This window comes from Wolbachia endosymbiont (group B) of Silvanus unidentatus (assembly GCF_964028615.1).
GTDB lineage: Bacteria > Pseudomonadota > Alphaproteobacteria > Rickettsiales > Anaplasmataceae > Wolbachia.
On sequence record NZ_OZ034795.1, the window covers coordinates 1,582,397 to 1,609,372 of the forward strand.

A 26,976-nucleotide genomic window follows, 5' to 3' on the forward strand; every position below is an offset into this window, starting at 1 on the left:
ATTTCACTAAGTACAATGATAAAAAAACTAGCCTTTCTATGTCTAATATTCGTTTTGATGAGTAGTTGTAGTTTTAGCAATAGGTGTAATCACACCGCAGGTCATTATAAAATTGGCAATAGCTATACAATAAATGGTATCACCTACCACCCAAAATACTGTAGCTGTTATGAGGAAGTAGGAATAGCATCGTGGTATGGAATAGAAGATCATGGCACAATTACAGCTAACGGTGAAGTGTTTAATCGTCACTTGATTTCTGCAGCACATAAGACCTTGCCCCTACCCTGCTTTGTTCGTGTTACTAATTTAGAAAATGGAAGAAAGCTTGTTATAAGAGTTAATGATAGAGGGCCATTTGTTGAAGGTAGAATAATAGACTTGTCAGAAAAAGCAGCACAAGTTTTAGGACTTCATAAGTCTGGGCTTGCGAAGGTAAAAGTCGAGTACTTAAGAAAGAGGTCAGAACAATTGATACAAAATACTCCTCATTACAAAAGGCAATATGAAAAAGAAATGCAGAAACGTCACCCAAAACAAAACAATGCAGAAAGTAAGGGATATGTAGCATTTTTTGTAAACGCTCAGGTAGCTAAATCAGCTGCATCAAAGCTTCGTAATCAAGGAATAGAAAATGTTAGATTGCTTTTCAAGAATGATCAATATTGCGTAAAAGTAAGTTAAAACCTGCATTACAGATTGTGTAGCATGACAGAAACTATTTGACAAATGAGAATGTTCCAAAAGCATGTGCGTTAAATTGAGAAACTATCGTGAAATATAGCAATATTTAAGATTGGTATTTTATTTGTTACATTTCAGGTAGTGACAGCTACCTCAGATGTAGCTGTAAAAAATAATCTACCACTTAAGAAATTTCATTAAAAAAAATAGCATAATCTTATTTCTCTAAAAAATACTATCTTCAACTTGAATATGTTGAAAAATATTTTGCGTATTATCCAAAAAGTCATCCTTTATAGCAGCTAGCTCGGATTGTTTTTGAGATAGATTATCTTCTATTGTTCTATTAAAACAATCAAGATCATTGCACTTTAGTTGAGAGCGCATGTCTCTATTTTCATATAAACCTCGTATAACGTCATAATATGCTCGAGTTTCATCAGTTTCTGGTTGTTGCTTTTCTTTGAGTATTGCCTTTAATTTTGAATCTATGTCTAATTCTCTTTTTATAGCTTCAGTAGAATTTTTATGATATTTTTCATAATCTTCAAAACTTTTTAATATTTTACCTTTGATTTCATTTTGTAACATCTTTAGCAAATCTTTAGCATGAGGTTTTTCAATTTTTTCCTTCCACTCATCATACGTATATTCTTGTCGACTACCATATTTTTTATCTTGACACTCACTTCCTATGTTAAACAGCTCTTTGTTACAGATTTTATCACCCTTATAAAAGTAATCGCTTATATTAATTTTATCGCTAGTTAAAGTTTGTCTAATTGCTGCTTTATTTTCTGCAAGTTCTTCTCTGTACTTGCTAATGCAATTTAGTAATTCTTTTTTGCAATCTGTAGTCATAATCTAGCTCCTTTAATAAAATTAGACCTAATTTAGTGTAAAATAATTAATATTTTATTACTATTTTGGTTATAACTAAGATAGTAATGAGAAGTTCAGTGTCTACAAAGTTCGTTTAAACTATTTTCAAAATGGGTATAATATAATTTTAGGTTAATAAAATGAATTACGATGTAATCATTTCAGGTAGTGGGCTAATTGGTCTTATTACTGCTATTGGCCTGAGTAATGACTCTGTATCTGTAGCCGTAATTGAGAAAAATAGTTTACCACGTGCAGTTGATGATAATCGAGCATTTGCCATTTCTCAAGGATCAAAAAAAATACTAGAAAAATTAGGGATTTGGCGGCTCTTAGAAGGCGAAACTGAACCAATACTTGATATATGCATATTAGATGGAGATAGTCCATTTACTGTGCATTATGACCATAAAATGGTTGGTGAAGAGCCAATGGGCTATGTAATCAAGAGCGCTATTATATGGAATGCAATCAATAAAAATTTTTTGCATAAACTCAATATATATTCTCCACGTTCCTATAAAACAATCTCTTGTGACGAAGGATACATGGAAGTTACTCTTGATAATGATCAAAAATTGATATCATCACTATTTATCTGTGCTGAAGGTAAAAACTCTAGGTTGCCAGAGTTGTTTTCTATACCAATGATAAAATTTGATTATAAACAAAATAGCATGGTATTTAATGTAAAACATGAATTACATCACCAAAACTTAGCTGTAGAGCGGTTTTTTCCTGGTGGTCCATTTGCAATTTTGCCAATGAAAGGTGGCTATACTTCTTCAATAGTTTGGACAGAAAAATGCGAAATTTCAAAAATGCTGATGAGCTTATCCGAAGAGGAATTTGTCATAGAACTCAAAAAAAGATTTGGTTCTTATTTGGGAGAAATTGAATTAGAGGGTGAAAGAAGATTCTATCCTTTGAGTTTTTCTTTTGCAAGAAAGCTGCATAAAAGCAGAATTTTGCTGATTGGCGATGCAGCACATTCAATCCACCCGGTTGCAGGTCAAGGACTTAACCTTGGAATGAGAGATGTAGAGAGTGTTATTAGACAAATAACTGCTGCAAAATCCTCTGGCATTGATGTTGGCAGTAATTATCTATTGAAGAAAATTTCATATGAGAGATACTTTGATAATTTTACTATGGCACTTGCAACTGATGGACTAAATAGAATATTTTCCAACAGAATACTTTGCGCTCAAGTTCTGAGAAATCTTGGTTTAATGGTAGTTGAAAATTCAGATTTTCTTAAAAAAAGCTTCGTTCGACATGCTATGGGGTTTATATAAATCATTAGATTTCTTTCATCATAATCAGGTATCATTAGAGTAGTTGACACTGGAGCTCAAATTCCATAATGTCATGCCAGTGCCCAGACACTGGCATCCAGAAAAATTTATAAGCAAACTTGAGTTATGCTAAATTTGATGAAACGAAAAACTGGATTCCAGTGGGCTTTGTTGCACCACTCAAGGAAAGAACAGGCAGTTACTGATGGAATTTGTTATAAAATAGATATTTAGCCGACAAAGGAAAAATATGCCAATAAGAATGAAAGTCAGTAACTGCAATGAATATAACAAATTTCTTCAAGAAAGGGGAAATGTTTTTCATTATATCAACGATGCCATTGAAAATTGGTACGAAAATAGTCCAAAAGTAGCAGGTGGCAACAATGTCTACAGCGACAAAGTAGTGATTCTAATTCACATAATAACCTATCTATTCAGGATTGGTCTTAGGCAAACAGTGGGATTTATAGAGAAATATCTTGAGCAAATAGGGAAAATTTTGCAAATTATCAGCTATTCGCAGGCTTCAAGAAGGTTTAAAAAGCTTAATATCAAAATCAACGACTGCAGAGTTGATAAGAACGATATGGAAGATATTGAAATTGCTATAGATAGTACAGGTATCAGCATCTACAATAATATTCCAGGCCATAGTAAGGCAAATGGTACAGATAGAAAGTATCGCCGCTATGAGCAAACAAGATGTAATGCTAGAGATAGGTAGTAAAAAAGTTATAGCTGCAAAATACAGTAGTGGAGTTTATTCCGACCACTATGGAGCCTGTGATCTTATTGAAAGAGTGGATACCAAGTATAACATAAGCACGATATATGCAGATAGATCGAAAGAAGTTATACAAACTGTGCGATGAGCTTGACATAAAGACAAGGATTCCTCCGCAAAATAATGCAGTAGAGCATCCAAAGTTGGATTATATGAATGAGAGAAATTCTACAATCAAGCTCATAAAGTCATATGATGAAGATGGTATGAAGAGGTGGAAAAAAGAGATAAATTATTGGAAGAGATCTTATATAGAAAGTTTTTTCTCGCGACTGAAGCAAATATTTGGATTTAGTTTTAGGAATAAATCTGAGATTAATCGTGAGAAGGAACTGCTACTCAAGTGTTATTTGCTTAACAAATTTACTGAAATAGGCATGGCTAAGTTTGATATAGCTTCATGAATTTATTATACATTACCCACTATCCGAAGAGCTGTGCAACAAAGCCCACTGGGATCCAGTTTTCTTTACCAAAAGTGTTTCATTCTATAACGCAAAATCCATACTTACCAAACCGAATGCATTACTTGCAATCTCGATCCCAATGTCAAGCACTGGGATGACAGAAAAAGGAGCACTGCCATCATATTGGATAACACCATTTATTTCTATAGCTGTCTTTTCTATCTTATTTTGCCACCCTACTGAACGAATACCTTACGAGAAGTTACTAAGGATTTTTATTTAATTTAACTGCATCTTTTGCCTTATCCAATAACCCATTAATAAAACCAATTTCGCTTGGTTTATTAAGTAAATCAGATGCAATGTTAGTATATTCATTAATAACAATTGGTGCTGGTGTATCAAAATCAATTAACTCACATACTGCAATACGCAAAATAGATAAGCTTATAAGATTTAATCGTGAAAGTGACCAGCTTGGGTGTAAATAAGACTCTATTATTTTATCATATTCTTCACTGCTTTTTATAACCTTACATAACAAGTTTTCTAAGAACTGATGTTCAAATTCTTCACATTCAAATATATCTTTCAACGTACTTATGTAGTCCTTAAGCTCACAATTTTCCAATTTAAAAGTGCTTTTGTTGTAACTTACAAAAATATTTGAATAAGCAATTTGTACAGCAAGAAATCTTGCCGTACTTCTTTTTATGCGCCATTTTTTATCTACTGGTTTTTCCTCCATTATTTTAATTTATTGTGTAGATCTATCATATGCAAAACAGTTGAGGCTGCATGGCCACCAACGTTCTTTTTATTTTTGTCAGCTCTAATTAGTGCTTTATCTTTACTATCTGCTGTGATTATTCCCATACCAAGAGGTATTGCATGATGCATAACAATTGCATTTAAGCCTTCGATTACTCCTTTACAAACGTATTTATAATGATCAGTTTCACCACGAATTACACATCCAAGAGCTAAATAACCATCATAATTAGTATTCTTGCCTTTGACCGCAAAAAGAATTGCAGCTGGTATCTCAAACGTACCAGGCGCTTTAATTATCTCGTAACCAATATTATTTCCTTTGAATTTATCAGTTGCACCCTCAAGCAAAAGGTTTGCTATTTCAGTATAATAAACTGAATTAACTATTAGTATTTTCGACATTCATTCCTACTTTTCTTGTTAAAAGCAACTTTATTAATGATTGTTGAACCAGAGTTATAATATTACTAAATATCCAATATATTACCAGGCCGGCAGGAAAAGAAGAAAAAATAAAGACAGAAATGTAAGGTAAAAACTTCATAACATTTACTTGAATATCATCTTTACTGGTTTGATCTTTCTCACTTAGCTTCTGCTGAATTATCATGGTAGCGCCGAAAATTATAGGTAAAATGCCTATAGAAATAGGAAAGTTATAATTAAACAACCCAAATAATGTAAAAATGTTTGTTGGATCAGAAGCTGAAAGATCCTTAATCCATAAATAAAAAGGGGCGTGTCTCATCTCTATAGTAACAAATAATACTTTATACAGAGCAAAAAATACTGGTATTTGTATGAGCATAGGGAAAATGCTCGACATTGGATTTACATTGTTTCTCTTGAACAACGCAATTGTCTCTTTGTGCTGCTTTAAGCTGTCATTTTTGTACAACTCTTTTATACGAGTTAATTCAGGCTGCAGGCTTTTCACCTTGAACATCGAAATATATGATCTATTAGATAAGGGAAGCATCAAAAGTTTGATTACTAAAGTTAGCAATAATATTGCTAAGCCAAAATTTTTCAAAACAAAGTTAAAATATTCAAGCAGTAAAAACACTGGCTTGGTTATAAAATAAAGTACACCAAAATCTACAGCCTTATCAAATAAAGGTATATTAAGAGTGTCTTTATAAGAATCAAGTAAATTCAACTTCTTTGCCCCAGCAAAAAAGTAGTTCAGAGTAGAAACACTTGCACCAGGGAGTATGTGTTTGTAAGGTTTAACAAAATCTACTTGAAACTTATCAATGTTATTAACATTCGTATGCTTAATACTTACATTTATTTGATCAGATTTTTCAGGTATGATAGCTGTAAACCAATATTTATCAGCAAAACCAAACCAACTTTTTTCACTTGTGCTGGCCTTTATTAAACGTTTCTTGGAAATATCCTTATATGTCCACTCCTCTAGTTTATTGTTAAATGCACCTAGTACTCCTTCATGTGATATCCAATAGGATTCGTTAATATTATCACGTTTACGATTGATTTTACCATAGGGAACCAAAACTACATTATCTTTTGTATTGTTTTCAATAATTTGCTCAACTTTAAACATGTAGTTATCGTCAAGGCTAATTTTCATTCTAAATAAAATGCCATTTTCATTATCCCAAAATAAATTGACCTCTTTTTGATTGAGTTTATCTGCTTGCCATACTGTTTTAGAATCTGGAACTTTAATCTTTTCATTCGGATCGAGCCACCCAAATTCTGCGAAATATACATCTTTTGATTCTGCAGGTGACAATAACACCACTTGTGGAGAAGAAGAACTCGGTTCTAAGTGGTAGTTAGTTAAGATTAAGTCATCAAACCTTGCACCTTTCAGAGAAATTGATCCTTCAAGCATGTTATTGGTTAAATTAACTCTCTGTTCTCTAGTAGAATTAATAATTTCAGAACGATTTTGGTATATCATAGGAGCAAGGTCGTTAGAAGATTCGATATGTTCAATATTTTCAATCGATGGTTGGCTTTGGCTCGTGTTAAGAAAATTATCATAAATAATATGCCATAATACTATAATCAATATAGAAAGAATTGTTGCTAAAATTAAATTTTTTGCTTCTGACATGAAATTAAATCGAACATACCTCCTTAAATTATATATTAAATATTGTACTAAAACAATAAAATTTACTTATTTTTAATAATAGCTTTTAACGCTAATCTTAAAAATTTACTCTTATGGCTTCAAATTTTAATAATATGAATGCAGCAAAAAATCTAGTTATTTGGCTACTGATAATAGTCATTACTGCAATGTTTATTGATTCACAAGGGGATAAACTAAGCAATAGGTTTCTGAGCACTTTTCTACCGTACAAAGGAAGGGTTCAAAATGGCGGAAGTATTGAATTTACAAAGTCATACGATGGACACTTTTATATTCAAGCTCAAGTCAATGATCGTAATATAACGTTTTTGCTTGATACCGGAGCAACTGATATTGTTCTATCGCAAAAAGATGCGTTACATGCTGGTATTAACTTACAAAACATTCAAGACTTTAAAATATATGAAACTGCAAAAGGTCAAATAAAAGCTGGTGTTGTTCACATCCCTCAAGTTAAAATAGGAAATTTTTTAATTAATGATGTACACGCTAGTGTTAATACTCACTCTATGTCCCATTCATTACTTGGTATGAGCTTTTTGAGATATTTTCATTTCACTATTAGGGATAATAAGCTAATATTATATCGTAGTTAAACGTTCTATACTCTACTTATCAACGCTCTGCAGGTCAATATAGGAGCAGAGATAAATATTGCGGAACAGGTGCCGATTGCAATGCCAAAAGAAATGATTAAGCAGAAGTCTCTGACCACACCTGTACAAATCAGCACTAAAGGAAGAGCAGCAAGAAGAGTAGTACCTGAAGTTAACATAGTACGAAATAGTGTAGAATTAATGCTAGCATCAACTATTTCATCCATTTCTACATCTTTTCTATTTTTTTTATACTCTCGAATCCGATCGTATATAACCACTGAATTATTGATTGAATAGCCAATCACGGTAAGTAGAGCTGCAACTGATGAAATATTAAACTCAATACTCGTTAAGCTGATAAAGCCAAGAGTTAAAATCACATCATGGATCAGTGCCATTATTCCACCAAGTCCACACTGCCAGCTAAATCTAAGCCAAACATAAAAAAATATTCCAATAATTGCAATTAACATGGCTGATATCCCTTCAAATATCTGCGTTGAGCCTATTTGTGGACCAACATAATCTATTTTACGATAAGTTACTAAATTACCTAATTTGCTTTCTAATATACTTTTAACCTTTTTAATTTTATCTTCATCTCCCTCATCTTTAAACCGCACAACTAAGTTATCACCAGCTTTTGAACTCTGTATCGTAAATCCACTCTCTTTTAATATACCGAGAATAGCATCATCCTTGCTTGAAGATTTTATCTCTATCAAAATTCCACCTGTAAAGTCTATACCCAAATTCATTCCACGCAGCATAAAAGTAAGCATTGAAAAAATGATAAGAATAACGCTAACAAGTGCTGTCAAATTTCTATATTTACTAAATCTTATATCAAGATTATCTGGAATAAGTCTAATTGCCATATTTCCTACTTAAATTGTGATTTTATATACTTTTTAAGCAATCGACTAGCTATTTTCTCTTAGCTTATACTAATAATGATCTTTGATTTACTTAATCTACTTGAAAAAGATATTTGATCAAAAAAATGAAAACAGCCTGGTTGTCATTAATAAAGTGCTACTTAAACATCTTTTTTAATCGATTGATTTCATCAGCAAATTTTGGGTCAGTTCTTATGAAATTTTCCACTTGTTTGACTGCGTGTATAACAGTAGCATGATCTCTACCACCAAAATTTCTTCCAATATCTGGTAAACTTTTTTGCGTAAACTTCTTTGCGAAATACATAGCTATTTGTCTCGGCCTCGCAAGACTGCGGAGCCTTCTATTAGATTGCATATCTGCAATCTTTATATTGAAAAATTCAGCTATTTTTTTCTGTATTTCTTCTATTGTGATTGACCTATGATTTGACCTAAGAAGATCAATTAGGGTCTCACTAGCTGATTCTACTGTCATGCTTCTTCCAATTAAAGAGGTATGAGCAACCTTATTTAATGCTCCTTCTAGTTCTCTTATATTGGATTTTATATTCCTTGCCAAAAATTCTAGGACATCCTTTGGAACATACATATTCATTCGTTCCACTTTCGCCTGCAATATACCAAGTCTTAATTCAAAAGTTGTTTCATTAATATCTGCAACTAATCCCCAACCAAGTCGTGATTTTATTCTTTCTTCTACTCCATCAAGATCACTAGGAGACCTATCAGCTGATATAACCAATTGTTTATTTTGGTCTATCAATGCATTGAAAGTGTGAAAAAATTCTTCTTGTGTACTATCTTTACCACTGATAAATTGCACATCATCTACCATCAATACATCTACTGATCTAAATTGCTCTTTAAATAACATAATATCTTTGCTCCGCAGCGCCGTAATATATTGATACATAAATTTCTCTGCTGATAAATATACCACTTTTCTTTTTGCTGACGGAGAATTAACTATGTCCCAAGCTATAGCATGCATTAAATGTGTTTTACCAAGTCCCACTCCACCATATAGAAATAAAGGGTTGCTTCCTGATATTGGATCTATAGATTCCGCTACACGCTTTGCCGCTGTAAATGCTAACTCATTTGACTTTCCTACCACAAAATTATCAAAAGTGAATCTGGTATCTAGTGGTGAACCAAGATTATGATTATTTTCCTCTCTATTTTTTAGTATCGTATTAGAATTTGAATTTCTTTCTTCAATTAATTGAATATCAATAGAACATACACTTTGATCTTCGCTTTGCCATAATGACAATATTTTTTCCATGTAGTGAACTGTAATCCACTCCTTTATAAATCTTGTTGGTACAGACAACAAAACTTCTCCATTTCTGTTGCTGATAAATCTTAGTGAACTCAGCCAGCTGTTATATGTTGCTTCTCCATAGAGATTATGGAGATAATTTTGGATTTTTTCCCAAGTAACATTGTGGTCCGTTACTGTAATAATCTGATCAAAAAACATAGTAAAAACCTTAGGGTTAGTTAAGTTCATATACCACACCAAGAAAGAACAATAATCAGAAAGATGCAAGATAATCAATAGCTTACTGTAAGATAAAAAGCTAAACTACTTAATACATATCTAAAATTATGAGGATTTTTTGACGAGTTGTAAAGAGTATAAAAGCACTAAAATTGATCATTTTTTTGAAATAAAAACAATCAATTTGTAAATGTCGCTTGTACCGAGGATTAGAAGTATGTTATTAAAAAATAGTAATATATTATGTATAAATAAGATATTAAATTTACTGATAAATAAGTAAAGTACTTGTATAAATATAGCTGATTTAGTATAAATTTATTGAAGTAAATTTGTGATTATATTAAGTAATTTGAGTCATAATACTGTATTCGGTATTGAACTGGAGTTTTACACTGAGGGAATAAAAAAAGAATATTTATTTCTGAATAGCATCAAAAATAAAATAGCTTCTCTTGGATTTTTTTGTGAGAAAGAGAGTTCTTTAAACCAATACGAGATAAAAAGTGATTGTTATACGAGTCCTGATAATTTAATTATGCATTTTGAGTTAGTAAAAAAATTACTGATTGGAACAGCACAAGAGTTCGATGGTAATGTTTCTTTTAAAGCAAAACCTTATTTGGATAGAGCAGGCAGCGCACTAAATGTACATGTTAGCCTCATGGATTCAAATAATAATAACTTATTTTATGGCAATAAGCAAAAATATAGTGACCACCTGATTCACAGCATAGGTGGATTATGTGCAATGATGAAAAAACATATGTTGTTTTTTGCTCCAAATGATGATTCATATTTAAGATTTCAGTACCCAGATATTCATACTCCAACTACGATTAGTTGGGGAGTGAATAACAGAACTGCTGCGATAAGAATTCCCTATTTTGGCAACGATTCCAAAAGATGCCGCCTAGAGCACCGTGTTCCTGGAGCAGATTGTAACCTTGAAAAAGTACTCACAGCAATAATTGAAGGTATAGTTTTTGGTATAGAGAACAAAATTGCTCCGCCAAATAGAGTGTATGGCATTGCATCTGATCCTCAATATAAGATGGAGAGTTTGATATAGCAACTACCTGTTAAACCCTAACCCATTAAACTCCTTTGAGGTAATTGGCCATTCTAGCACTTTCCTCACATCATTATTTACATTCCCATACTGTAATAGCAAGTCTGCAGCAGATAGTTTCTGCGTACTTTTAGATGATCCAAGCCCTATATTGGTAAGGTTGCTCGGTGGCTGCTCAGGAAGTGGATTACCAAGTGCATCCATGTGTTTAGGTAAAGGTTCCATAACAATATTTGTAGCACTAGAAACGAAATGACTATCTGTAGTATCAGCACTTTTAGAAAGTGAATTACCTTTGAAATCCATATGTTTAGGTAGTCCATTTTTCATTTCTTCTTCTGCTCTTTTATTTTTTAATTCTTCTTCTAGCTCAGTTTCAGTTCTTTTTGGTTCTTTTACGGTATCTTTTTCTTCACCTTCATCAACACTGCTATACCCTTCATCTTCTGACATATCATCAGTTTTAACAGACTTAGGTCTTGCTTTATTAAGCAATGAAAGTAATGCGTAAGTAACTGCAGCAGCAGTAACTATAATGGCTATCTTTGCAGCAATGTGAATCATTGTTAAAAATACTAAAGTTGATGAAACACCAACCAACCCAGATACGATCGCTTTATTCTTGCCTTCTATCACACTTAAAACTGCTACCATAATAATCCCTCAAATACCATACTAAAGTCATATTATATAGAAATTTTCTTACGCTTGCAAAACTGTAAAAATTTTAATCATTTACATAAAGCTATATGAGGATTAATTAATATATAATTTATCTTAGCTATAATATGATATAAATACGTATAATGTTTGGCATGAAAAGCTTACTTGTAGAGAGGAATAGAACAGTAATATTATTGCTTATCGTGATTTTTACCTTCGGCTCATACACTTATATAAAGATGCCAAGAGAAAGCAATCCTGATATACAGATTCCTATAATTAGTGTATTTGTCGGGTTTCCTGGTATTTCTGTCGAGGATAGTGAAAAGCTATTAGTGCTTCCTATAGAAAATGAACTAAGATCCATCGAAGGTGTAAAAGAATTGAGAGCTTTTGCAACTAATGATGGTGCTCACATGATACTCGAATTTAGAACAGAGTATGATAATAAAGAAGTGCTCGATAATGTCCGTTCAAAGCTTTTAAACATAAAATCAAAATTACCTATTGAAGCAGAATCTCCAATAATCAATGAAATAAACTTGAGCTTATTTCCGATACTAAACGTTGGCTTGATTGGTAATTTGCCGGAAAGAACTTTAACTGAAATAGCACGCAAACTAAAGAAAGAAATAGAATCTCTGCCAAATGTTCTTAAAGTTGAAGTAGCAGGTATGCGTAAAGAAACAGTGGAAGTTATAATTGAGCCCACAGTTCTAACAAAATATAACATTCAATCAAATGAGATATTTCAAGCTATATCAAACAACAACAGATTGGTAGGAGCCGGATCACTAGAAAATGATACCGGTAAATATTCGATTAAAATATCAGGGTTATTAAAAGACATAGAAGATATTATGAATATTCCTATTAGATCTCAAAGTGATGCAGTTTTGAGAATCAAAGATATAGCAAAAGTATACCTTGGGTTTGAGGATCACCAAGGATTTGCTCGTATTAATGGACTACCTAGCATTGTACTAGAAATTTCAAAACGTAATGGAAAAAACATAATAGACACGGTAAATCAAGTAAAATACTTAATAGACAAAGCAAAAGATCAATTACCTGAAAATTTAAAAGTAGTTTATTTGAATGACCAGTCAAAAAATGTACGTGATGTGCTTGACGACTTGGAAAATGGTATAATATTTGCCGTATTACTAATATTAACCATAATAATGCTCTTTATGGGAACAAGGGCTGCTATTCTTGTTGCACTATCAATACCTGGCTCCTTTCTAATAGGAATAATGGCTCTTTACCTCATGGGTATTACTCTAAATATAGTTGTGCTCTTCAGTTTAATTATGGCAGTTGGCATGCTGGTTGATGATGCAATTGTAATCAGCGAATATGCTGATAGAAAGATGATTTGTGGCATGGATAAAGTAGAAGCCTTTTGCACCTCAGTTCATGATATGTTCTATCCAGTTTTATCATCAACATTGACTAAATTAGCAGTGTTTTTCCCTCTGTTACTCTGGCCCGATACAGTCGGTAAATTTATGCAGTACATACCAATTACAATAATTCTAACTTTAACTGGATCGCTAATTATGGCTTTGGTTTTTATACCAACACTTGGTGCAATATTTGGTAAACCTTCCATAACTTCAAAAAAAGAAATAATAAGAATGAGTGCTATAGAAAGTGGTGAGATAAAAAATACTGGGCTTATAATAAGAACTTATGTACGTATGTTAGAGAAAGTCTTAGATCACCCCAAAAAATTTGTATGTGTTGTCGTGTTTGTTTTATTTTTGTCTAGTATATTATATTTTACTTTTGGTCCTGGATTAAAGTTCTTTCCGAATGTAGATTCAGATAACATTTTAATCAGCGTTAAAGTAAAAGAAAGCTTATCAGCCAAAGAACGAGATTTGATACTTAAGAAAGTAGAAGAACGTATTTTGGGTGTTGAAAAGGAAATTTATGTTTTTTATGCTCGATCAGGAAAATTTTCAGACAACGTTATTGCCAAAATTCAATTGGAACTTGTAGATTGGCGCTGCAGGCGCAAAGCTACGCAAATACTAAATGATATAAGGAGTAGTGTACAAAACATAAAAGGAGTAATAATTGATGTACAGGAACAAAAGTCAGGACCATCAGCTGACAAGCCAATACAAATTAACTTAAGCGGAAGTGCATCCAACTTGAATTCAGTAGCAGAGAAAATCCTAAAAATTATGGACCAACCTTCATCTGGATTTATAAATATTCAAGATAGTAGATCAGCACCTGAAATAGAGTGGAATATGAGTATTGATAAGAGTAAGGCTACAAGCTCTGGAGTAAGTGTTGCAACCATCGGTGATTTTATAAAGATGGTTACAAATGGAGTATTAATTGGAAAATATAGACCAAATAACGCAGATGAAGAAATTGATATTGTACTACGCTTTCCCAGAAAGAATCGCAACATGAAAACTATAGATAACCTTTTTATTAATACAGCAAATGGACCATATTCTATGAGTAGCATAGTGAAATACGTTCCCGAAAAAAAGGCAAATAAACTAAGTAGGATTGATGGATCACACACAGTAACAATCTCTGCTGACGTTGATACTGGCTATCTTGTTGATGAAAGAGTTAAGTTCATTCAAAATTCGATTACTCAAGACTGTAGTAAAGGAGTAAAGATTGATTTCAAAGGTGATAAGGAAGATCAACAAAAATCAGGAGCATTTTTATTAAAGGCTTTTATATTAGCAATTACATTGATGATATTGGTGCTAGTGGCACAGTTTAACAACATATACTATACATTTATCGTAATGACAGCAGTGTTTTTATCAACAACATGTGTATTTTTCATTTTCTTTCTTATTCAGAAAGTTTTTGTAGTTGTCATGTGTGGAGTGGGGATAATTGCTTTAGCAGGAATTATAGTGAATAATAATATACTATTGCTTGATGCCTTTCATCAGCAAATTAAGGTGCGCAAAAATAACATTAAGCAATGTATAATAAACGCTTCAATTTCTCGCATCAGGCCAATACTACTTACCGTTGCAACTACAGTTCTTGGTTTAATACCGATGATTACTAGGTTAAATATCAGTTTTTTTACGCTACAAATCACATATGATGCTCCATCAAGCCAGTGGTGGGTTGATATTTCAGCAACCATAGCAAGTGGAATATTAGCTGCAACGGTCTTAACTTTATTCTTTACTCCGGCATTGCTTATCATACAAAGACATGAAAAAACTTGACTTAAATTAGCAATCATTTAACATTTAAGATAGCGTTCTTTACCTGTTGAAGCTATAATTATAACTAATTAAATTGGATTTATTTATATGATTGCTAATCGTAAAAGCAGTGTTAATCAGAAAGGCAACAAGAATAACATAGTTGGAAGCCTTGATGTAATAAAAACAGCGGGAGAGCTCTCACTTCAAAAAGGTTTGGATTTTAATATTATAATAAATGCACTTAAAAGTGCTATCGAAGCAGTAGCTCAACAAAAGTATGGTAGCAAAAGTAAAATTGTAGTTAATATAGATAGAAACACAGGCAAAGTTACCTCATATAGACAACTAAAAGTCATTAATGATGAATCAAATGAAAATGAGTGTGACTTAATTAAGTTGACACAAGCTAAGTTAATAAAAGAAGATGCAAAAGTTGGAGATACTATTAGTGAATTGATTTCTCTTAACACTGATCTTGTTTCAGCAAGAATTGCCCAGCAAAAGATTTCTGAAATAATCAAAAATGAAGAGTTAAAAAAGCAATATGAGGAATTTAAAGATAAGGTAGGAGAAATGAGGTATGGCATCGTTAAACAAGTAGAATATTCAGATCTTATTATAGACATAAACGGAATTGGAGCATACCTCCCTTTACGAAACTTAATTGGTGGTGAGTCATTTCGTGAAGGCGATAAGGTTAAAGCTTACATACAGGCTGTTAAGCGCTCTGACGATGGACGTCAAATCATTCTTTCTAGGACTCATGAAGGCTTTTTAGAAGCATTGTTGAATCAAGAAGTACCAGAAATTGCTGACGGATTGATAACAATTAAAGGTATAGCTAGAGACGCTGGTTCAAGATCTAAAATTGCTGTTTTTTCATCTGATAGGAATATCGATCCAGTAGGTGCTTGCGTTGGAGTTAAAGGAGATAGAATAAAAACTATTATACACGAATTAAACGGTGAAAAAATCGACGTCATACATTACTCATCAGATTTGGGTCAATTTGTTATTAAAGCCATTACTCCTGCAGAAGTATCAAAGGTCATTATTGACGAAAATGAAAATTGTATAGAGTTAATAGTTGCTGAAGATCAATTGAGTTTAGCTATAGGAAAAAAGGGTCAGAATGTAAGATTAGCTTCAGAGCTTGTTGGATGGAAAATTGAGATATTAAGCACTCAGCAAGAATCAGAAAGAAGAAATAAAGAATTTAGTCAATGTTCAGTTTTATTTGCTGAAGCTTTAAACTTAGAAGAGATTATGGGCCAATTATTGGTAACAGAAGGTTTTTCAAGTGTAGAAGATATATCTAACACTTCAATTAAGGAACTTGCTTCAATAGAGGGCTTCAATGAAGATATTGCAAATGAACTTCATAATAGAGCAAATAATTACCTGAAAGCAGAGAATGATAGAAAAATAGAAGAGCTAAAAAATTTAGGTATGGAAGACGATGTAATCAACTTAGCCTTATCAATAGATAATAAAATTGCTCTTAGTAAACATAATATTAAAACTTTAGAGGACATAGCAGATTTATCAAATTATGAGTTTTGTAGCATACTCTCTTCCTCAACTAATAATAAAGACAATCTAAAAGATACAGCAGATTTAATAATCATAGAAGCACGTAAAAAGCTTGGATTAATATAAAAACAATATGAATAATGAAGATATCAGTAATAAAAAATTAACCCTACAAGGCTTAAGCAAGCTTAAATTAGACATTAATTTAAACTCTTTAGATAGTCAAAGTACTGGTACTACAATAGTAAAAAAAAGAAGAAAAATTCATTCTGCAGAAGAATATAGTTTATTTGACGAGAGTAAATTAGGCTCTTTAACTAAAAAAGAACAAATTTCCCGCATTAATGCTGTACAGAATGCTACTTTGCTGAAAGAAAGGAATCAGAGAGAACAAGAAGAGAAAATAAAAAAAGAAGAAAGCAATCAAGAAGTTGAAGATAAAAATGAATCACACTCTGTACCTAAAGAAATAAATAAGGAAGTTTTAAGTAATACTAACTCAGTTGAACAAAAAGAAGATAGTATTGAATATGAGAACAATGATAAAAAGTCTTTTAAAGCTAGCAAAGATATATACTCTAAGCATTCTAAGCTAGTAATTACACAGGCAATAGATGAAAGAAATGAATACCTCCCTGTATTTAAGCAAAAATTTGGTATAAGAAGTAAACAATCAAAGTTTACTAAGGGTAAAAATATATCAAGAGAAGTTATTATACCAGACAAAATAACTATCAGGGAGTTATCTATTCGTATGGCAGAAGATAGCAAGAATGTGCTAAAAATGCTCAAAGAAGAAGTTGGGGAGAGCTATAGAGTAGATGATCTAGTAGATCCAGATATAGCATGCGAAATAGCAAAAAAATTTAGTCATACGGCTAAACGAGTAAGTGATGCTGATAAAGAAAAGAATTTACTCTTCATAAGCAACAGAGAAAACTTACCTAAAAGACCAAAACCACCTATCGTTACTTTTATGGGACATGTGGATCATGGTAAAACATCATTGCTTGATGCATTTCGTGAATCCAATGTTGCAGAAAGAGAGTCAGGTGGCATCACTCAACATATAGGTGCTTATCAATTAACGACAAAAAATAAGCAAAAAATTACTTTCATTGATACACCAGGGCATGAGGCATTTACTGCAATGCGTGCACGTGGTGCCAATATTACTAATATAGTTGTGATAGTAGTTGCAGCTGATGATGGAATCATGAAACAAACAGTTGAAGCAATAAACCATGCAAAAGCAGCAAATGTCTCTATTATAGTTGCCATTAATAAAATTGATAAATCACAACCTGGCGATGTAGAAAGAATAATTAATAGTTTGCCTCAGTATGACCTCATCCCCGAAGAACTTGGTGGTGATGTTATAATTGTGCCAGTATCAGCAAAAAAGAAAATCAACTTAGATAAACTAGAAGAGGCAATTTTATTAATTGCTGAATTAATGACGCTAGAAGGAATAGAGGATTGTCGAGCACTTGGATGGGTAATAGAGTCCAAAATAGATAAAGCTAAAGGAATATCAGCTACATTAATAGTTGAAGAAGGAACATTAAAGATTGGTGACATATTGATAGTTGGTACAACATACAGCAAAGTACGCAGTATGGTTAATCACCTTGGTCAAAGAGAAAAAGCGTCACTACCTTCTACTCCAGTTGAAGTTACTGGTTTAAATGGTGTACCAAATGCTGGAGATAAATTTGTTGTTGTAAACTCTGAAAGGCAGGCTCGTGAAATTGTTGAATACAGGTTAGAATTAATCAAGAAAAAGCAAGAAGATTTAGACGACAGTAATTTAGATATATTCAGTCGTAATGATAGTGAAACAGAAGAACTATCTGTAGTTTTAAAGTGCGATGTCACTGGTTCTATTGAAGCAATATCAAGCTCAATTGATAAGCTTGGTAAAGATCAAGTGAAATTAAATATTCTACACAAAGCAGTAGGAGGAGTAACAGATTCAGATGTGCTGCTTGCAGAAGCATCAAGCGCAGTAATTTTAGCTTTTAATGTAAAAGTGGATTCAAAAATCAGAGAATTAGCAAAACAAAAAGGTATAGAAATACATACTTACAATATAATATATGAGCTTATTGAAGACATGAGGATGTATCTAACTAAAATGTTAAAGCCTGTTACACGAGAGGTTCGTGTTGGTTCTGCATCTGTAAGGCAAATATTTAATTCATCCAAAGCCGGTAATATCATCGGATGTTATGTCACTGATGGAGTTATAAAAAAAGATTCTCTAATTAAGGTAGTACGTGGCAGCAAATTGGTGCATGAAGGAAAGTTAAAAGCACTACGTAGATTTAAAGATGACGTTAAAGAAGTGGGTGTAAATTTTGAATGCGGAATATCGCTAGAGGGTAATATCGATATTAAAGTTGGAGACATTTTGGAAGCTTATCAATTAGTGCAAGAAGAAAGGACGTTATAGTAGTTGAATATGAAAAAGGAAATTAGAAACCTAAAAGTAGCATCGGTATTACATAGGGCAATATCAAAAGTCTTAATGGAAGGTAATGTTCTTAATGAAAAAGTAGTAGTATCTGATGTAAAGCTAAGCAAAGATTTGAAGAAAGCAGATGTATATATTGTGTTATCTTCATTAAACATCCAAAATGATAATGATGATATCAGCACTGTTGTTAATGAAATGAACCAATCTGCATGGTCAATACGTAAATCTATATTGTGTTATGTTGATTTGCGATTTATACCTGAGTTAGTTTTTAAGCCTGATTTAGCATTCGATAATTTTGTCAATGTAAGCAAAATATTACATAATCACACTTAATTAATGTATTTCAACCATTATTTCTCATTAATGAGAATACACAGTTTAACAGGTTTGTGGCTTGTGCTATTTTCTAGCTTAAGCGGCATTCTTTTAGCCTCAACTTCTCTATCGTATCAGGCTCTTTTTCTCCTTGTTTTGTTTACTATAGGTGCATTTTTAATGAGACCCGCAGGGTGCATAATCAATGATATCTTCGATAGAGAAATAGATGCGCACGTTGAACGAACAAAATATAGGCCACTTGCAAGTGGTGCATTAAACATAAAGCAGGCTTTGGCTTTACTTTCACTGTTACTGTCTATTGCCCTGGTAATCTTATTATTAACCAATAAAACTACTCTTATACTTGGAATAATTTCAATGTGCATGATAGTTATCTACCCCTTGCTAAAGCGTTACGTTTGGTGGCCACAATTGTTTTTAGGGTTTACTTTCAACATGGGATCACTCATGGGTTCAGCAGCAATAACAAACCAGATTAGCATAGAATCCTTGCTATTTTATATAGGATGCGTCTTTTGGACGCTTAGTTATGATACTATATACGCTCATCAAGATAAAAAAGATGATGAGAAATTAGGAATGAAATCTACTGCATTATATTTTGGCAATACAACAAAATCTTGGTTGAAAAGATTTTATTTAATATCCTTAATGGCATGGTTGTACGCTGGTATACTATCATCATTAAATAACATCTTTTATATTGCTTTACTTGCCATAGGATTCATATTTCACCACCAACACAAAAATTTCAATCCAGACGATTCTAATCAATGCATGTCCATATTTAAAAATAATTCCCAGATAGGACTCCTGCTCTTTTTCGGTATCCTTTTAGATAGAATTCTAAATTCTACTTTTGTATCCGTTCAGATGCATGGCTAATGTGTAAATATCGAAGCAAAAATGGTGTCATTCCAGTGTCAAGTACTGGGATGACAGGGGATGACACCATTTATTTCTATGGCTGTCTTTTCTATCTTATTTTGTCACCCTGCTGAACGGATTCTACTTTTTAGAACATATCTTGAAAGGAAATCAGGAAGATAATATGATAGGATCAGTAAAAAATATATACCAGGTGATGTAAGTGACAAAGAATGGAAATTTCTTGAGCCAAGAGTTGCACAAGGTGTGGCCAAGAAAGCACAAAATAAGAACAATTATTAATGTTATACAATACATAATGAAAGGTATTTGCCAGTAGAGCAAAAGATTTTCCTCTATGGAAGACAGTGTATGATTATTTTTTTAGGTGGCGTAATAGTCACACATTGGTTGAATGCATACAAAACAAAGGCTAGTGTGCCCATTGATGTTATAAGATCAAATTACCAACCTTTTACTAGATGAAATCAAAAAGCTAAGGAATTAAGCCTTACCTTGATTTATTAAACCTCTATCCTGAATTAAATGACCTTGAACAGAAGTATTACTTAAATAACTTTGAGGCTCTAAGTTTATTTGCTGTTCTTCAACTTCTAATGTACTATCTCTATTGTGTAATATCTGCTCTATTGATTGATTTACTATTAAATCTAGTTCCTTATTAAATACAACCATAAATTTGTTAAACTTCTTTGGACTTAACTTACCTGTTTCTCTATCGTGGCATGCTTGCTCTACATATGAGTTTAAAAATCCTGAAATCTCATTAAACTTACCACCCGTGATTTTTGCAGTAACCTCTTTCTGCATTTCTACACAATCAATATTTAACCGATGCATTGATACCCCACTTTTTAATGCAGCTTGTTCTACTACTTTCTCAAATTCCTCTATAATATTTAATGCATAGCCCTGTGCTTCTAATGGTGATATAGACTGAACTACTGTGGAAATATACTTCTGACCTGTGATTTTCCTTATAAATACATCTAATAAAAGAAGTACACCGTTGTTATCAATACCTTGAACTGTAATAGCTTTAGAAGGTTCCATACTTATAGCTGCCTTAAAAGGAGAAGAAATAAACTGAAAAACACCTTTAACAGTATCTACTGTAGTGTAAGCAAAAATATTGATCCATGAAGATGGCTTGCTTGCTCCGCTTGTAACTCCTATTTTATCATTTTGCAATGAATTTTCATCTTCTTTTACAATACTACGGCGATTATGGACACCTATTGATAGAGAACTGCCTTCCTCTTGTGAGTATCGATGACGCCTATGTCTTATAAAATGTTGTGTAGTTTCTTCATTTTTCCTTATTCTTTCCTCTAGAAGGTTTAGTATTTCTGAGCTGTTTTCTTTACTAAGCGTATTTGCTACGGTTAAAGCTCCTCTAGCATCAACATCATTCTCTTCATCAAGAATGAACTTAGCTATATTTAAATTGCCATAAGCAGCTGCAAAGTGCAAAGATGTCCAACTATCTTTATTTTTAGCGTTAACGTCAGCATGTTTACTTATAAGAAATTTAGCTACTTCTAAATGACTGCTTTTAACAGCCCAATGCAAAGGAGTATTGCCATTATTGTTCTTAGCATCAATATCAGCTCCTTTGTTTATAAGCTCTTCTACTATACTTAACCTACCATAACTTGCAGCCCAGTGTAAAGGGATATTACCATATTTGTTTCTTTCATTAACATTAGCTCCTTCCTTTATGAGCTTTTCTAATACATCTAAATGACTATTTTTAGTAGCCAAGTGCAAAGGAGTATCGCCATTACTGGACTTAGCATTAATATCAGCCCCTTCCTCTATAAGCTTTTCTATTACACTTAAGCTACCATAACCTGCAGCATAGTGCAGAGGGACATTGTCATATTTATTCTTCTCATTAACATTAGCTCCTTTCTCTATAAGCTTTTCTACTATATTGACATTCTGATTAAGAGCAGCCCAGTGCAGAGGAGTAGCGCCATGATTATTCTTAGCATTAACATCAGCCCCTCCCTCTATAAGCTTTTCTACTACCTGTAATTTATCTGCAAGAACAGCTAAATGTAGAGGAGTATTGCCTCTATTGTCCCTGGCATTAACATCATCCCCTTTATTGATAAGATCCGCAACTTGATTAGCATCTCCACTACGTACAGCAGCAAATAATTCATTAATCATTTAACCCTCGATAAAAACCACTCAATTTCAAAGTAAGAAAAAAATCTTTTTCTGAATAAAACAGCTACCTCATAATATAAAGAAAAATATTTTCACTATCATATTTATTGTACATAAAAAATTAATAGCTCAATATACTTTTCATAAAATACTCCATCTCTAAAACTTGTCAATCCCTATTTAGAAGTTTTTTTGATAATCTTTAATGAAAGTTCTTAACGAATTAATACTGACTTAATAGTATATATTACTAAAAATTTAAATAAAACAACCATTCCCAACAACTAAAACCGGCTAGTGAGAGAAGAGTTCGTTTTGGGATGGATTGGTCTGTTGCTGGAACTCAAGAACTGCTGCAAAAGGAAAGCCCCAGTTTTCATAGTAATTATGATATTAAAAAATCACGTTTAAAAATACTTTATACAAGTGAGAAACACCTCTTTTTGTTTTTGCAGCAGGTTTCCATGTATCCCTCTTTAATTAAGAGACTGACTAGCTCCTTGAGTTTGTTCAGTGTTTGGGTGATGAAGATTGCTGTTTACACCCTCGTTTCCAATTGTCTCTACAAACGCCTGTAATTTTAGTTTAGGAGCGTACCTCTTTTCAACATTAAAGTCTACAAAGTAAAATAGTGTATTATTTCGGACTCCTACTCTTTCTTCTTTAAAGTCATTTTTGTGCACCTCAAAAAATCTCTCCATGCCAAAGAATTTCGCCTTTTGAAAATCATATCTATAATGTGTTGATAGAAAATCCACCAATGGTTTATTATTGTGCAGGAAAATTTCTTTTTTTACTTCATCAGCCTTATTAATTAAAATATGTGCATATTCTGGATATAGCTTTTTTAAATTCTCTTCATTATCAAATTCATTACGTACGTTTTCATTTTGCTCCCATATGCCAGCCATTTTATTAACGTCATTTTCCCTCAAAAAGTCATATAGTGACTTATTTCTTTCTTTAATCTTTTTAACTTCTTCTTCACAATTTTTAAGATGCTGTAAATAATTGTTATACCTCTCGGTTGAATTGGTTATAAATTCATTTTTCTTTTGTAAATTTTCCTCACTTACATATAAGCCAGCAACTTCTAGTCTTGCTATGTGATTTAGTATAACCTCACAAATATCTGTAAAGCCTATTTCAGTAGCCCGATGCAAAGGAGTTTTTTTATTCTTATCTTTTGCATTAATATCTGCTCCTAAGTCTATTAGAACTTTTACTATCTCTGTATAACCCTTTACAGCAGCTATATGCAAAGGAGTTCGTTCATTCTTATCTTTTGCATTAATATCTGCTCCAGCTTCTATTAGAACTTTTACTGCCTTTGTAGAGGAATATTCAGCAGCAGTATGCAAAGGAGTTCGTTCATTCTTATCTTTTGCATTAATATCTGCTCCAGCTTCTATCAATCTCACAATTTCCTTCATATTTAGTGTTCTAACAGCATCCAAAAGTTCTGTTGATTTCGTTTCTTCTAGTTGTGGCATAAATTATCTCTAAAAGTTTGCTTGACTTTTCTTTACTATTCCTAAATAAATTATTACTAATTTAGTATATCTTTTTGTTAAGAATTTAAACGATATATCTACTTTCAGCAGCCAAAATCAAGGGCTGTGAGAAGTGTTTTCTTTGGAATCGTATGGTCTACCATGTGTACCGTTCGAACTTTTTAATATATTAGGTTTACTATACGCTAAAACTATCCATATTAGGCTATTTCAGCTAAATTTACATATGAACCAATTTGTCTAAATTTGTTGTAAAGATTTCAAGCTTCTATTTTCACAATCCTGCTTTTATTTGAGCTGCTCTCACAAAGGTAGGCACTTTTCTTGCGTCTTTTAAAAGAGTAAATGATCAAATTTATTGTAACGCTATAGAATCCAGTATTTTCTGCAAACTATAATATAGTTCAGTTAATATATTAGTAAAGTTGACAATTGTTAAAATATTAATTAAGTAATATTAACAAGGTAAAAATGAATTTCATTCAGTATACTAGAGGAAACAGATTACGTTTGCATGATCAAGAAGTAGATATCAATAAATTGATAAGCTTTTTGCAAGAGAACAAAAATATTATAGAACTTTCTCTCAGTTCTTGTAAGATTGGTAACGAAGGAGCAAAAGCTTTAGCTAATAGTAATCTTACAAACCTTACTGAACTTGATTTACATCGCAATAATATTGGTAACGAAGGAGCAAAAGCTTTAGCTAATAGTAATCTTACAAACCTTACTAAACTTAATTTGGCAGATAATGATATTGGTAAAGAAGGAGCAAAAGCTTTAGCTAATCTTACAAAGCTTACTCAACTTAATTTAAGTTACAATAATATTGGTAACGAAGGAGCAAAAGCTTTAGCTAATCTTACAAAGCTTACTCGACTTGATTTAAGTTACAATAATATTGGTGCAGAAGGAGTAGAAGCTTTAGCTAATGGTAATCTTACAAAGCTTACTCGACTTTATTTAAATGACAATAATATTGATGCAAAAGGAGCAAAAGCTTTAGCCGAATCTGAGAAATACTGCGAATTCATAGATAAAATTACTCAGATAGAAGGTAATAACGAACCTATGGGTTTTTGTAAACGTCTGAAAAAATTATGGTCTCAAGCAAGAGCAAAATCTAAGAGTAATGTTCGCAAGCTAGATGAAAGCACTATAAGGAGTTTGTTTTTTGATCTTGCACAACACGGTTATACAGGGGGAATAGAGGTTTTGCTGGATGACTATGATAAATATCCTTTTCTAATTAATTCAAGAAATGAGCAAGGACACACACTATCTCATTTCTATAATCACGACCCTGGAATGCAAAGGTTTTTCTTTGAACGTGGTATGATACCTAAACAAAGACCTGAACAAAAAAGAGATGACTTGCGCATTGTACAAGACCGTCAATCTGTCCATGCAAGTCCAGCAGTTAAAAAAACAAACTTTCTTGCTAAAAAACTGGTTGAATCGACGAAAGCAGATGAAGAACAGTTAAAGCAAGCAGCTACTTCTTACGTAGAAAGTATAGAACTACTTAAACAATATCAGAATGATCCAATAAGACTAAATCTTCTTAGTGTAAATGACAAAGAAAAAAGAAGTGTGATGGAGAAAACATTAGGTGATAATCCTGTGCCGAATGATAAAGATTTTATTGGGGATATTATTGATAAAGTTAAGGAAGCACTAAAAAAGAAGTATTTAAAAAAGAACTCCCACGATGAATATGACCAAGGATATCCTACACAAGGATTACAATATGATTATACAAAAGATGATGCAAAAATTACTATACCTGAATCTATAGGCCGTATAAAACTACTTATTGATAATTTTTCCATTCCATTGAAAGAAAAAAAAGAATTGCTAGTTACTCTCATTGCACAAAACCAAGATTTAGTAATGAGCAAACTCTCTTCAGTAAAAAGAGAACTTGGAGATTTCGATACAGAACAACTTGATAAAACGAAACTACATACATTGTTAAATGATATAGACGACAATAAAAAAGTAGATGTGTTATTTAAAGAAATCAGTGATCTAGATATAGAAAAGATCTGGAGAGAGCAAAAAGAGTTCATTCTTCTAAAACAAATATATATAGCGTCAACAACATATGGTGAAGGTAGCAGTGCCTGCATTCAAGGTACATGGAGTCAAATTATTAATAGTATAGACGAAATTAGCTCTGAGATCTTGGAACAATATGATCATTATTTAGAAGAAGAACTAAAGCTAGAAGAACAGAAAAATGCTATTACAGAAGAGAACATTAAACCATTTCTGGAAGGTTTGGCTAAGAATCTAGTTCAACATGCGGAATCTCATCCAGAATTGAAAGAAGCTCTTAAAGATTTTGCTGTGTGCAATGTAAATATTGATGATCCTGAAGAAATTACCTTTGAACAGCAAAAAATTTTAGCAGAGATAAATAAATATTTTAGTGAATATATTAAAAATGCTTTACCGAATTACAATAGAAATATACCAAATAATGATGAATACAAACTTATCATCGAGAAACTGTCAGAGGTAAAAGAAATGCAAGATTTTGCACAAGAGCCATCTAATCAGCAGGAGAATACCATAAGAGAAACGGAAGCTCAAATTGATGAGAATAGTGAGGATAAGTTTTTTGATGCAGAAAATTATAATAAAAGTCGTGCAACTATTAGAGAAAGCGACACAGATGAAGAATTTAAAGATGTTAATGAGTCAATTTTTCTAGAGGAAAATAATACACAATTAGTTCCAGAAAGATTACACTCAGAAACTTCAGTTGTAGCAACAGATCAAACAAATGGTATTCAAAATAATAATCAACAGCCAGGTAATTTAAATAATGATGCTTCACGAAGTAAAGAAAAAAATAAACGGCCTACTGTATGTGCTTTCACATTAGCAATAGCTGGAATTATTTCAGGAATAGCTATTGCAGTTTACTCAGGAATGTTAGCGGTAGGAATAGCAGTTGGAGCTTGTTGTCTTGTTGCTGCTGCGATCATATACTGTTGTAGTGGGCCTTCAAATTCACTTGAAAAGAGCAGTGCTGAAGCTGCAACTAATAAATGTGGTTCTGTCGCATCTATAAATCCTGGTATGTAACATTTGTAGGAAAGTAGAAAAGAAGTGATAT

The 26,976-nt window shown here is 32.5% G+C and carries 21 protein-coding genes; 12 read left to right on the forward strand and 9 right to left on the reverse strand.

Annotation, left to right across the window (positions count from 1 at the left end):
* Positions 1-15: 15 nt before the first annotated feature.
* Positions 16-684 (forward strand): septal ring lytic transglycosylase RlpA family protein, encoded by a 669-nt coding sequence (locus tag ABWU65_RS07530; protein WP_012481726.1) that lies wholly within the window; start codon positions 16-18, stop codon positions 682-684.
* A gap of 225 nt (positions 685-909) precedes the next feature.
* On the opposite strand, the gene ABWU65_RS07535 is transcribed toward ABWU65_RS07530, so the two are convergent.
* Positions 910-1,545 carry a hypothetical protein gene (locus ABWU65_RS07535; protein WP_019236334.1) on the reverse strand — a complete coding sequence of 212 codons (636 nt, stop codon included), beginning with the start codon at positions 1,543-1,545 and terminating at the stop codon, positions 910-912.
* Positions 1,546-1,706: 161 nt separating this feature from the next.
* On the opposite strand from ABWU65_RS07535, the gene ubiH reads away from it, so the two are divergent.
* The 3 genes from ubiH to ABWU65_RS07550 all read left to right on the forward strand — a co-directional run bounded on the left by ubiH (position 1,707) and on the right by ABWU65_RS07550 (position 4,055).
* Positions 1,707-2,864 carry a 2-octaprenyl-6-methoxyphenyl hydroxylase gene (gene ubiH / locus ABWU65_RS07540; protein WP_264685463.1) on the forward strand — a complete coding sequence of 386 codons (1,158 nt, stop codon included), beginning with the start codon at positions 1,707-1,709 and terminating at the stop codon, positions 2,862-2,864.
* A 250-nt stretch (positions 2,865-3,114) separates the two neighbouring features.
* Positions 3,115-3,591, forward strand: a complete 477-nt coding sequence (locus ABWU65_RS07545; RefSeq protein WP_019236989.1) for a transposase — start codon at positions 3,115-3,117, stop codon at positions 3,589-3,591.
* 107 nt (positions 3,592-3,698) lie between these two features.
* Positions 3,699-4,055 (forward strand): transposase, encoded by a 357-nt coding sequence (locus tag ABWU65_RS07550; RefSeq protein WP_007301972.1) that lies wholly within the window; start codon positions 3,699-3,701, stop codon positions 4,053-4,055.
* 268 nt (positions 4,056-4,323) lie between these two features.
* On the opposite strand, the gene nusB is transcribed toward ABWU65_RS07550, so the two are convergent.
* Genes nusB through yidC form a run of 3 tightly spaced genes read right to left on the reverse strand, consistent with a single transcriptional unit; the run spans position 4,324 to position 6,921 of the window.
* A complete protein-coding gene (nusB, locus tag ABWU65_RS07555; RefSeq protein WP_353280590.1) occupies positions 4,324-4,806 on the reverse strand; it encodes a transcription antitermination factor NusB in 483 nt (160 codons plus the stop codon).
* Positions 4,806-5,234, reverse strand: a complete 429-nt coding sequence (locus tag ABWU65_RS07560) for a 6,7-dimethyl-8-ribityllumazine synthase (RefSeq protein WP_007302797.1) — start codon at positions 5,232-5,234, stop codon at positions 4,806-4,808. The genes nusB and ABWU65_RS07560 overlap by 1 nt, the downstream gene beginning before the upstream one ends.
* On the reverse strand, positions 5,212-6,921 hold the full coding sequence (gene yidC, locus ABWU65_RS07565; RefSeq protein ID WP_007302796.1) for a membrane protein insertase YidC: 1,710 nt from the start codon (positions 6,919-6,921) through the stop codon (positions 5,212-5,214). Before yidC ends, ABWU65_RS07560 begins: the two co-directional genes overlap by 23 nt.
* Positions 6,922-7,034: 113 nt before the next feature.
* Between yidC and ABWU65_RS07570 the strand changes: the two genes are divergently transcribed.
* Complete coding sequence (locus ABWU65_RS07570; RefSeq protein ID WP_007302795.1) at positions 7,035-7,559, forward strand: TIGR02281 family clan AA aspartic protease; 525 nt, start codon at positions 7,035-7,037, stop codon at positions 7,557-7,559.
* A 5-nt stretch (positions 7,560-7,564) separates the two neighbouring features.
* Here ABWU65_RS07570 and secF read toward each other — a convergent pair whose 3' ends face one another.
* Together secF and dnaA are read right to left on the reverse strand one after the other, a co-directional pair.
* Positions 7,565-8,440, reverse strand: coding sequence for a protein translocase subunit SecF (gene secF / locus ABWU65_RS07575; RefSeq protein WP_007302794.1), 876 nt, complete (start codon positions 8,438-8,440; stop codon positions 7,565-7,567).
* A 157-nt stretch (positions 8,441-8,597) separates the two neighbouring features.
* Entirely contained in the window at positions 8,598-9,980 is a 1,383-nt protein-coding gene (gene dnaA / locus ABWU65_RS07580; protein ID WP_213863681.1) for a chromosomal replication initiator protein DnaA, read from the reverse strand.
* Positions 9,981-10,305: 325 nt separating this feature from the next.
* Here dnaA and ABWU65_RS07585 point away from each other — a divergent pair, with 325 nt between their 5' ends.
* Positions 10,306-11,043, forward strand: a complete 738-nt coding sequence (locus ABWU65_RS07585) for a glutamine synthetase (protein WP_007302792.1) — start codon at positions 10,306-10,308, stop codon at positions 11,041-11,043.
* Positions 11,044-11,046: 3 nt separating this feature from the next.
* Here ABWU65_RS07585 and ABWU65_RS07590 read toward each other — a convergent pair whose 3' ends face one another.
* Positions 11,047-11,697 carry a hypothetical protein gene (locus ABWU65_RS07590; protein WP_007302791.1) on the reverse strand — a complete coding sequence of 217 codons (651 nt, stop codon included), beginning with the start codon at positions 11,695-11,697 and terminating at the stop codon, positions 11,047-11,049.
* Between the two features lie 161 nt (positions 11,698-11,858).
* On the opposite strand from ABWU65_RS07590, the gene ABWU65_RS07595 reads away from it, so the two are divergent.
* The 5 genes from ABWU65_RS07595 to ubiA all read left to right on the forward strand — a co-directional run bounded on the left by ABWU65_RS07595 (position 11,859) and on the right by ubiA (position 20,154).
* The gene (locus ABWU65_RS07595) at positions 11,859-14,933 is read left to right on the forward strand and encodes an efflux RND transporter permease subunit (RefSeq protein WP_353280646.1); all 3,075 of its coding nucleotides are present in this window, start codon (positions 11,859-11,861) and stop codon (positions 14,931-14,933) included.
* Positions 14,934-15,020: 87 nt separating this feature from the next.
* Positions 15,021-16,574: a transcription termination factor NusA gene (gene nusA, locus ABWU65_RS07600; RefSeq protein ID WP_149168891.1), complete on the forward strand. Its 1,554-nt coding sequence runs from the start codon at positions 15,021-15,023 to the stop codon at positions 16,572-16,574.
* Positions 16,575-16,581: 7 nt separating this feature from the next.
* Positions 16,582-18,903 (forward strand): translation initiation factor IF-2, encoded by a 2,322-nt coding sequence (gene infB / locus ABWU65_RS07605; protein WP_007302788.1) that lies wholly within the window; start codon positions 16,582-16,584, stop codon positions 18,901-18,903.
* A gap of 9 nt (positions 18,904-18,912) precedes the next feature.
* Positions 18,913-19,263 carry a ribosome-binding factor A gene (locus tag ABWU65_RS07610; protein WP_006015187.1) on the forward strand — a complete coding sequence of 117 codons (351 nt, stop codon included), beginning with the start codon at positions 18,913-18,915 and terminating at the stop codon, positions 19,261-19,263.
* A gap of 3 nt (positions 19,264-19,266) precedes the next feature.
* On the forward strand, positions 19,267-20,154 hold the full coding sequence (gene ubiA, locus ABWU65_RS07615) for a 4-hydroxybenzoate octaprenyltransferase (RefSeq protein WP_007302787.1): 888 nt from the start codon (positions 19,267-19,269) through the stop codon (positions 20,152-20,154).
* Between the two features lie 486 nt (positions 20,155-20,640).
* On the opposite strand, the gene ABWU65_RS07620 is transcribed toward ubiA, so the two are convergent.
* Positions 20,641-22,335 (reverse strand): ankyrin repeat domain-containing protein, encoded by a 1,695-nt coding sequence (locus ABWU65_RS07620; RefSeq protein WP_353280593.1) that lies wholly within the window; start codon positions 22,333-22,335, stop codon positions 20,641-20,643.
* A gap of 476 nt (positions 22,336-22,811) precedes the next feature.
* Positions 22,812-23,828: an ankyrin repeat domain-containing protein gene (locus ABWU65_RS07625; RefSeq protein ID WP_353280595.1), complete on the reverse strand. Its 1,017-nt coding sequence runs from the start codon at positions 23,826-23,828 to the stop codon at positions 22,812-22,814.
* Between the two features lie 492 nt (positions 23,829-24,320).
* On the opposite strand from ABWU65_RS07625, the gene ABWU65_RS07630 reads away from it, so the two are divergent.
* Positions 24,321-26,945: a hypothetical protein gene (locus ABWU65_RS07630; protein ID WP_353280597.1), complete on the forward strand. Its 2,625-nt coding sequence runs from the start codon at positions 24,321-24,323 to the stop codon at positions 26,943-26,945.
* Positions 26,946-26,976: the final 31 nt, after the last annotated feature.

Excerpts from the sequence above, each read along its gene's own strand:
- ABWU65_RS07530 (WP_012481726.1), top strand. The coding sequence starts at position 16 with ATGATAAAAAAACTAGCCTTTCTATGTCTAATATTCGTTTTGATGAGT.
- ABWU65_RS07535 (WP_019236334.1), bottom strand. The coding sequence starts at position 1,545 with ATGACTACAGATTGCAAAAAAGAATTACTAAATTGCATTAGCAAGTAC.
- ubiH (WP_264685463.1), top strand. The coding sequence starts at position 1,707 with ATGAATTACGATGTAATCATTTCAGGTAGTGGGCTAATTGGTCTTATT.
- ABWU65_RS07545 (WP_019236989.1), top strand. The coding sequence starts at position 3,115 with ATGCCAATAAGAATGAAAGTCAGTAACTGCAATGAATATAACAAATTT.
- ABWU65_RS07550 (WP_007301972.1), top strand. The coding sequence starts at position 3,699 with ATGCAGATAGATCGAAAGAAGTTATACAAACTGTGCGATGAGCTTGAC.
- nusB (WP_353280590.1), bottom strand. The coding sequence starts at position 4,806 with ATGGAGGAAAAACCAGTAGATAAAAAATGGCGCATAAAAAGAAGTACG.
- ABWU65_RS07560 (WP_007302797.1), bottom strand. The coding sequence starts at position 5,234 with ATGTCGAAAATACTAATAGTTAATTCAGTTTATTATACTGAAATAGCA.
- yidC (WP_007302796.1), bottom strand. The coding sequence starts at position 6,921 with ATGTCAGAAGCAAAAAATTTAATTTTAGCAACAATTCTTTCTATATTG.
- ABWU65_RS07570 (WP_007302795.1), top strand. The coding sequence starts at position 7,035 with ATGGCTTCAAATTTTAATAATATGAATGCAGCAAAAAATCTAGTTATT.
- secF (WP_007302794.1), bottom strand. The coding sequence starts at position 8,440 with ATGGCAATTAGACTTATTCCAGATAATCTTGATATAAGATTTAGTAAA.
- dnaA (WP_213863681.1), bottom strand. The coding sequence starts at position 9,980 with ATGAACTTAACTAACCCTAAGGTTTTTACTATGTTTTTTGATCAGATT.
- ABWU65_RS07590 (WP_007302791.1), bottom strand. The coding sequence starts at position 11,697 with ATGGTAGCAGTTTTAAGTGTGATAGAAGGCAAGAATAAAGCGATCGTA.
- ABWU65_RS07595 (WP_353280646.1), top strand. The coding sequence starts at position 11,859 with ATGAAAAGCTTACTTGTAGAGAGGAATAGAACAGTAATATTATTGCTT.
- nusA (WP_149168891.1), top strand. The coding sequence starts at position 15,021 with ATGATTGCTAATCGTAAAAGCAGTGTTAATCAGAAAGGCAACAAGAAT.
- infB (WP_007302788.1), top strand. The coding sequence starts at position 16,582 with ATGAATAATGAAGATATCAGTAATAAAAAATTAACCCTACAAGGCTTA.
- ABWU65_RS07610 (WP_006015187.1), top strand. The coding sequence starts at position 18,913 with ATGAAAAAGGAAATTAGAAACCTAAAAGTAGCATCGGTATTACATAGG.
- ubiA (WP_007302787.1), top strand. The coding sequence starts at position 19,267 with ATGTATTTCAACCATTATTTCTCATTAATGAGAATACACAGTTTAACA.
- ABWU65_RS07620 (WP_353280593.1), bottom strand. The coding sequence starts at position 22,335 with ATGATTAATGAATTATTTGCTGCTGTACGTAGTGGAGATGCTAATCAA.
- ABWU65_RS07625 (WP_353280595.1), bottom strand. The coding sequence starts at position 23,828 with ATGCCACAACTAGAAGAAACGAAATCAACAGAACTTTTGGATGCTGTT.
- ABWU65_RS07630 (WP_353280597.1), top strand. The coding sequence starts at position 24,321 with ATGAATTTCATTCAGTATACTAGAGGAAACAGATTACGTTTGCATGAT.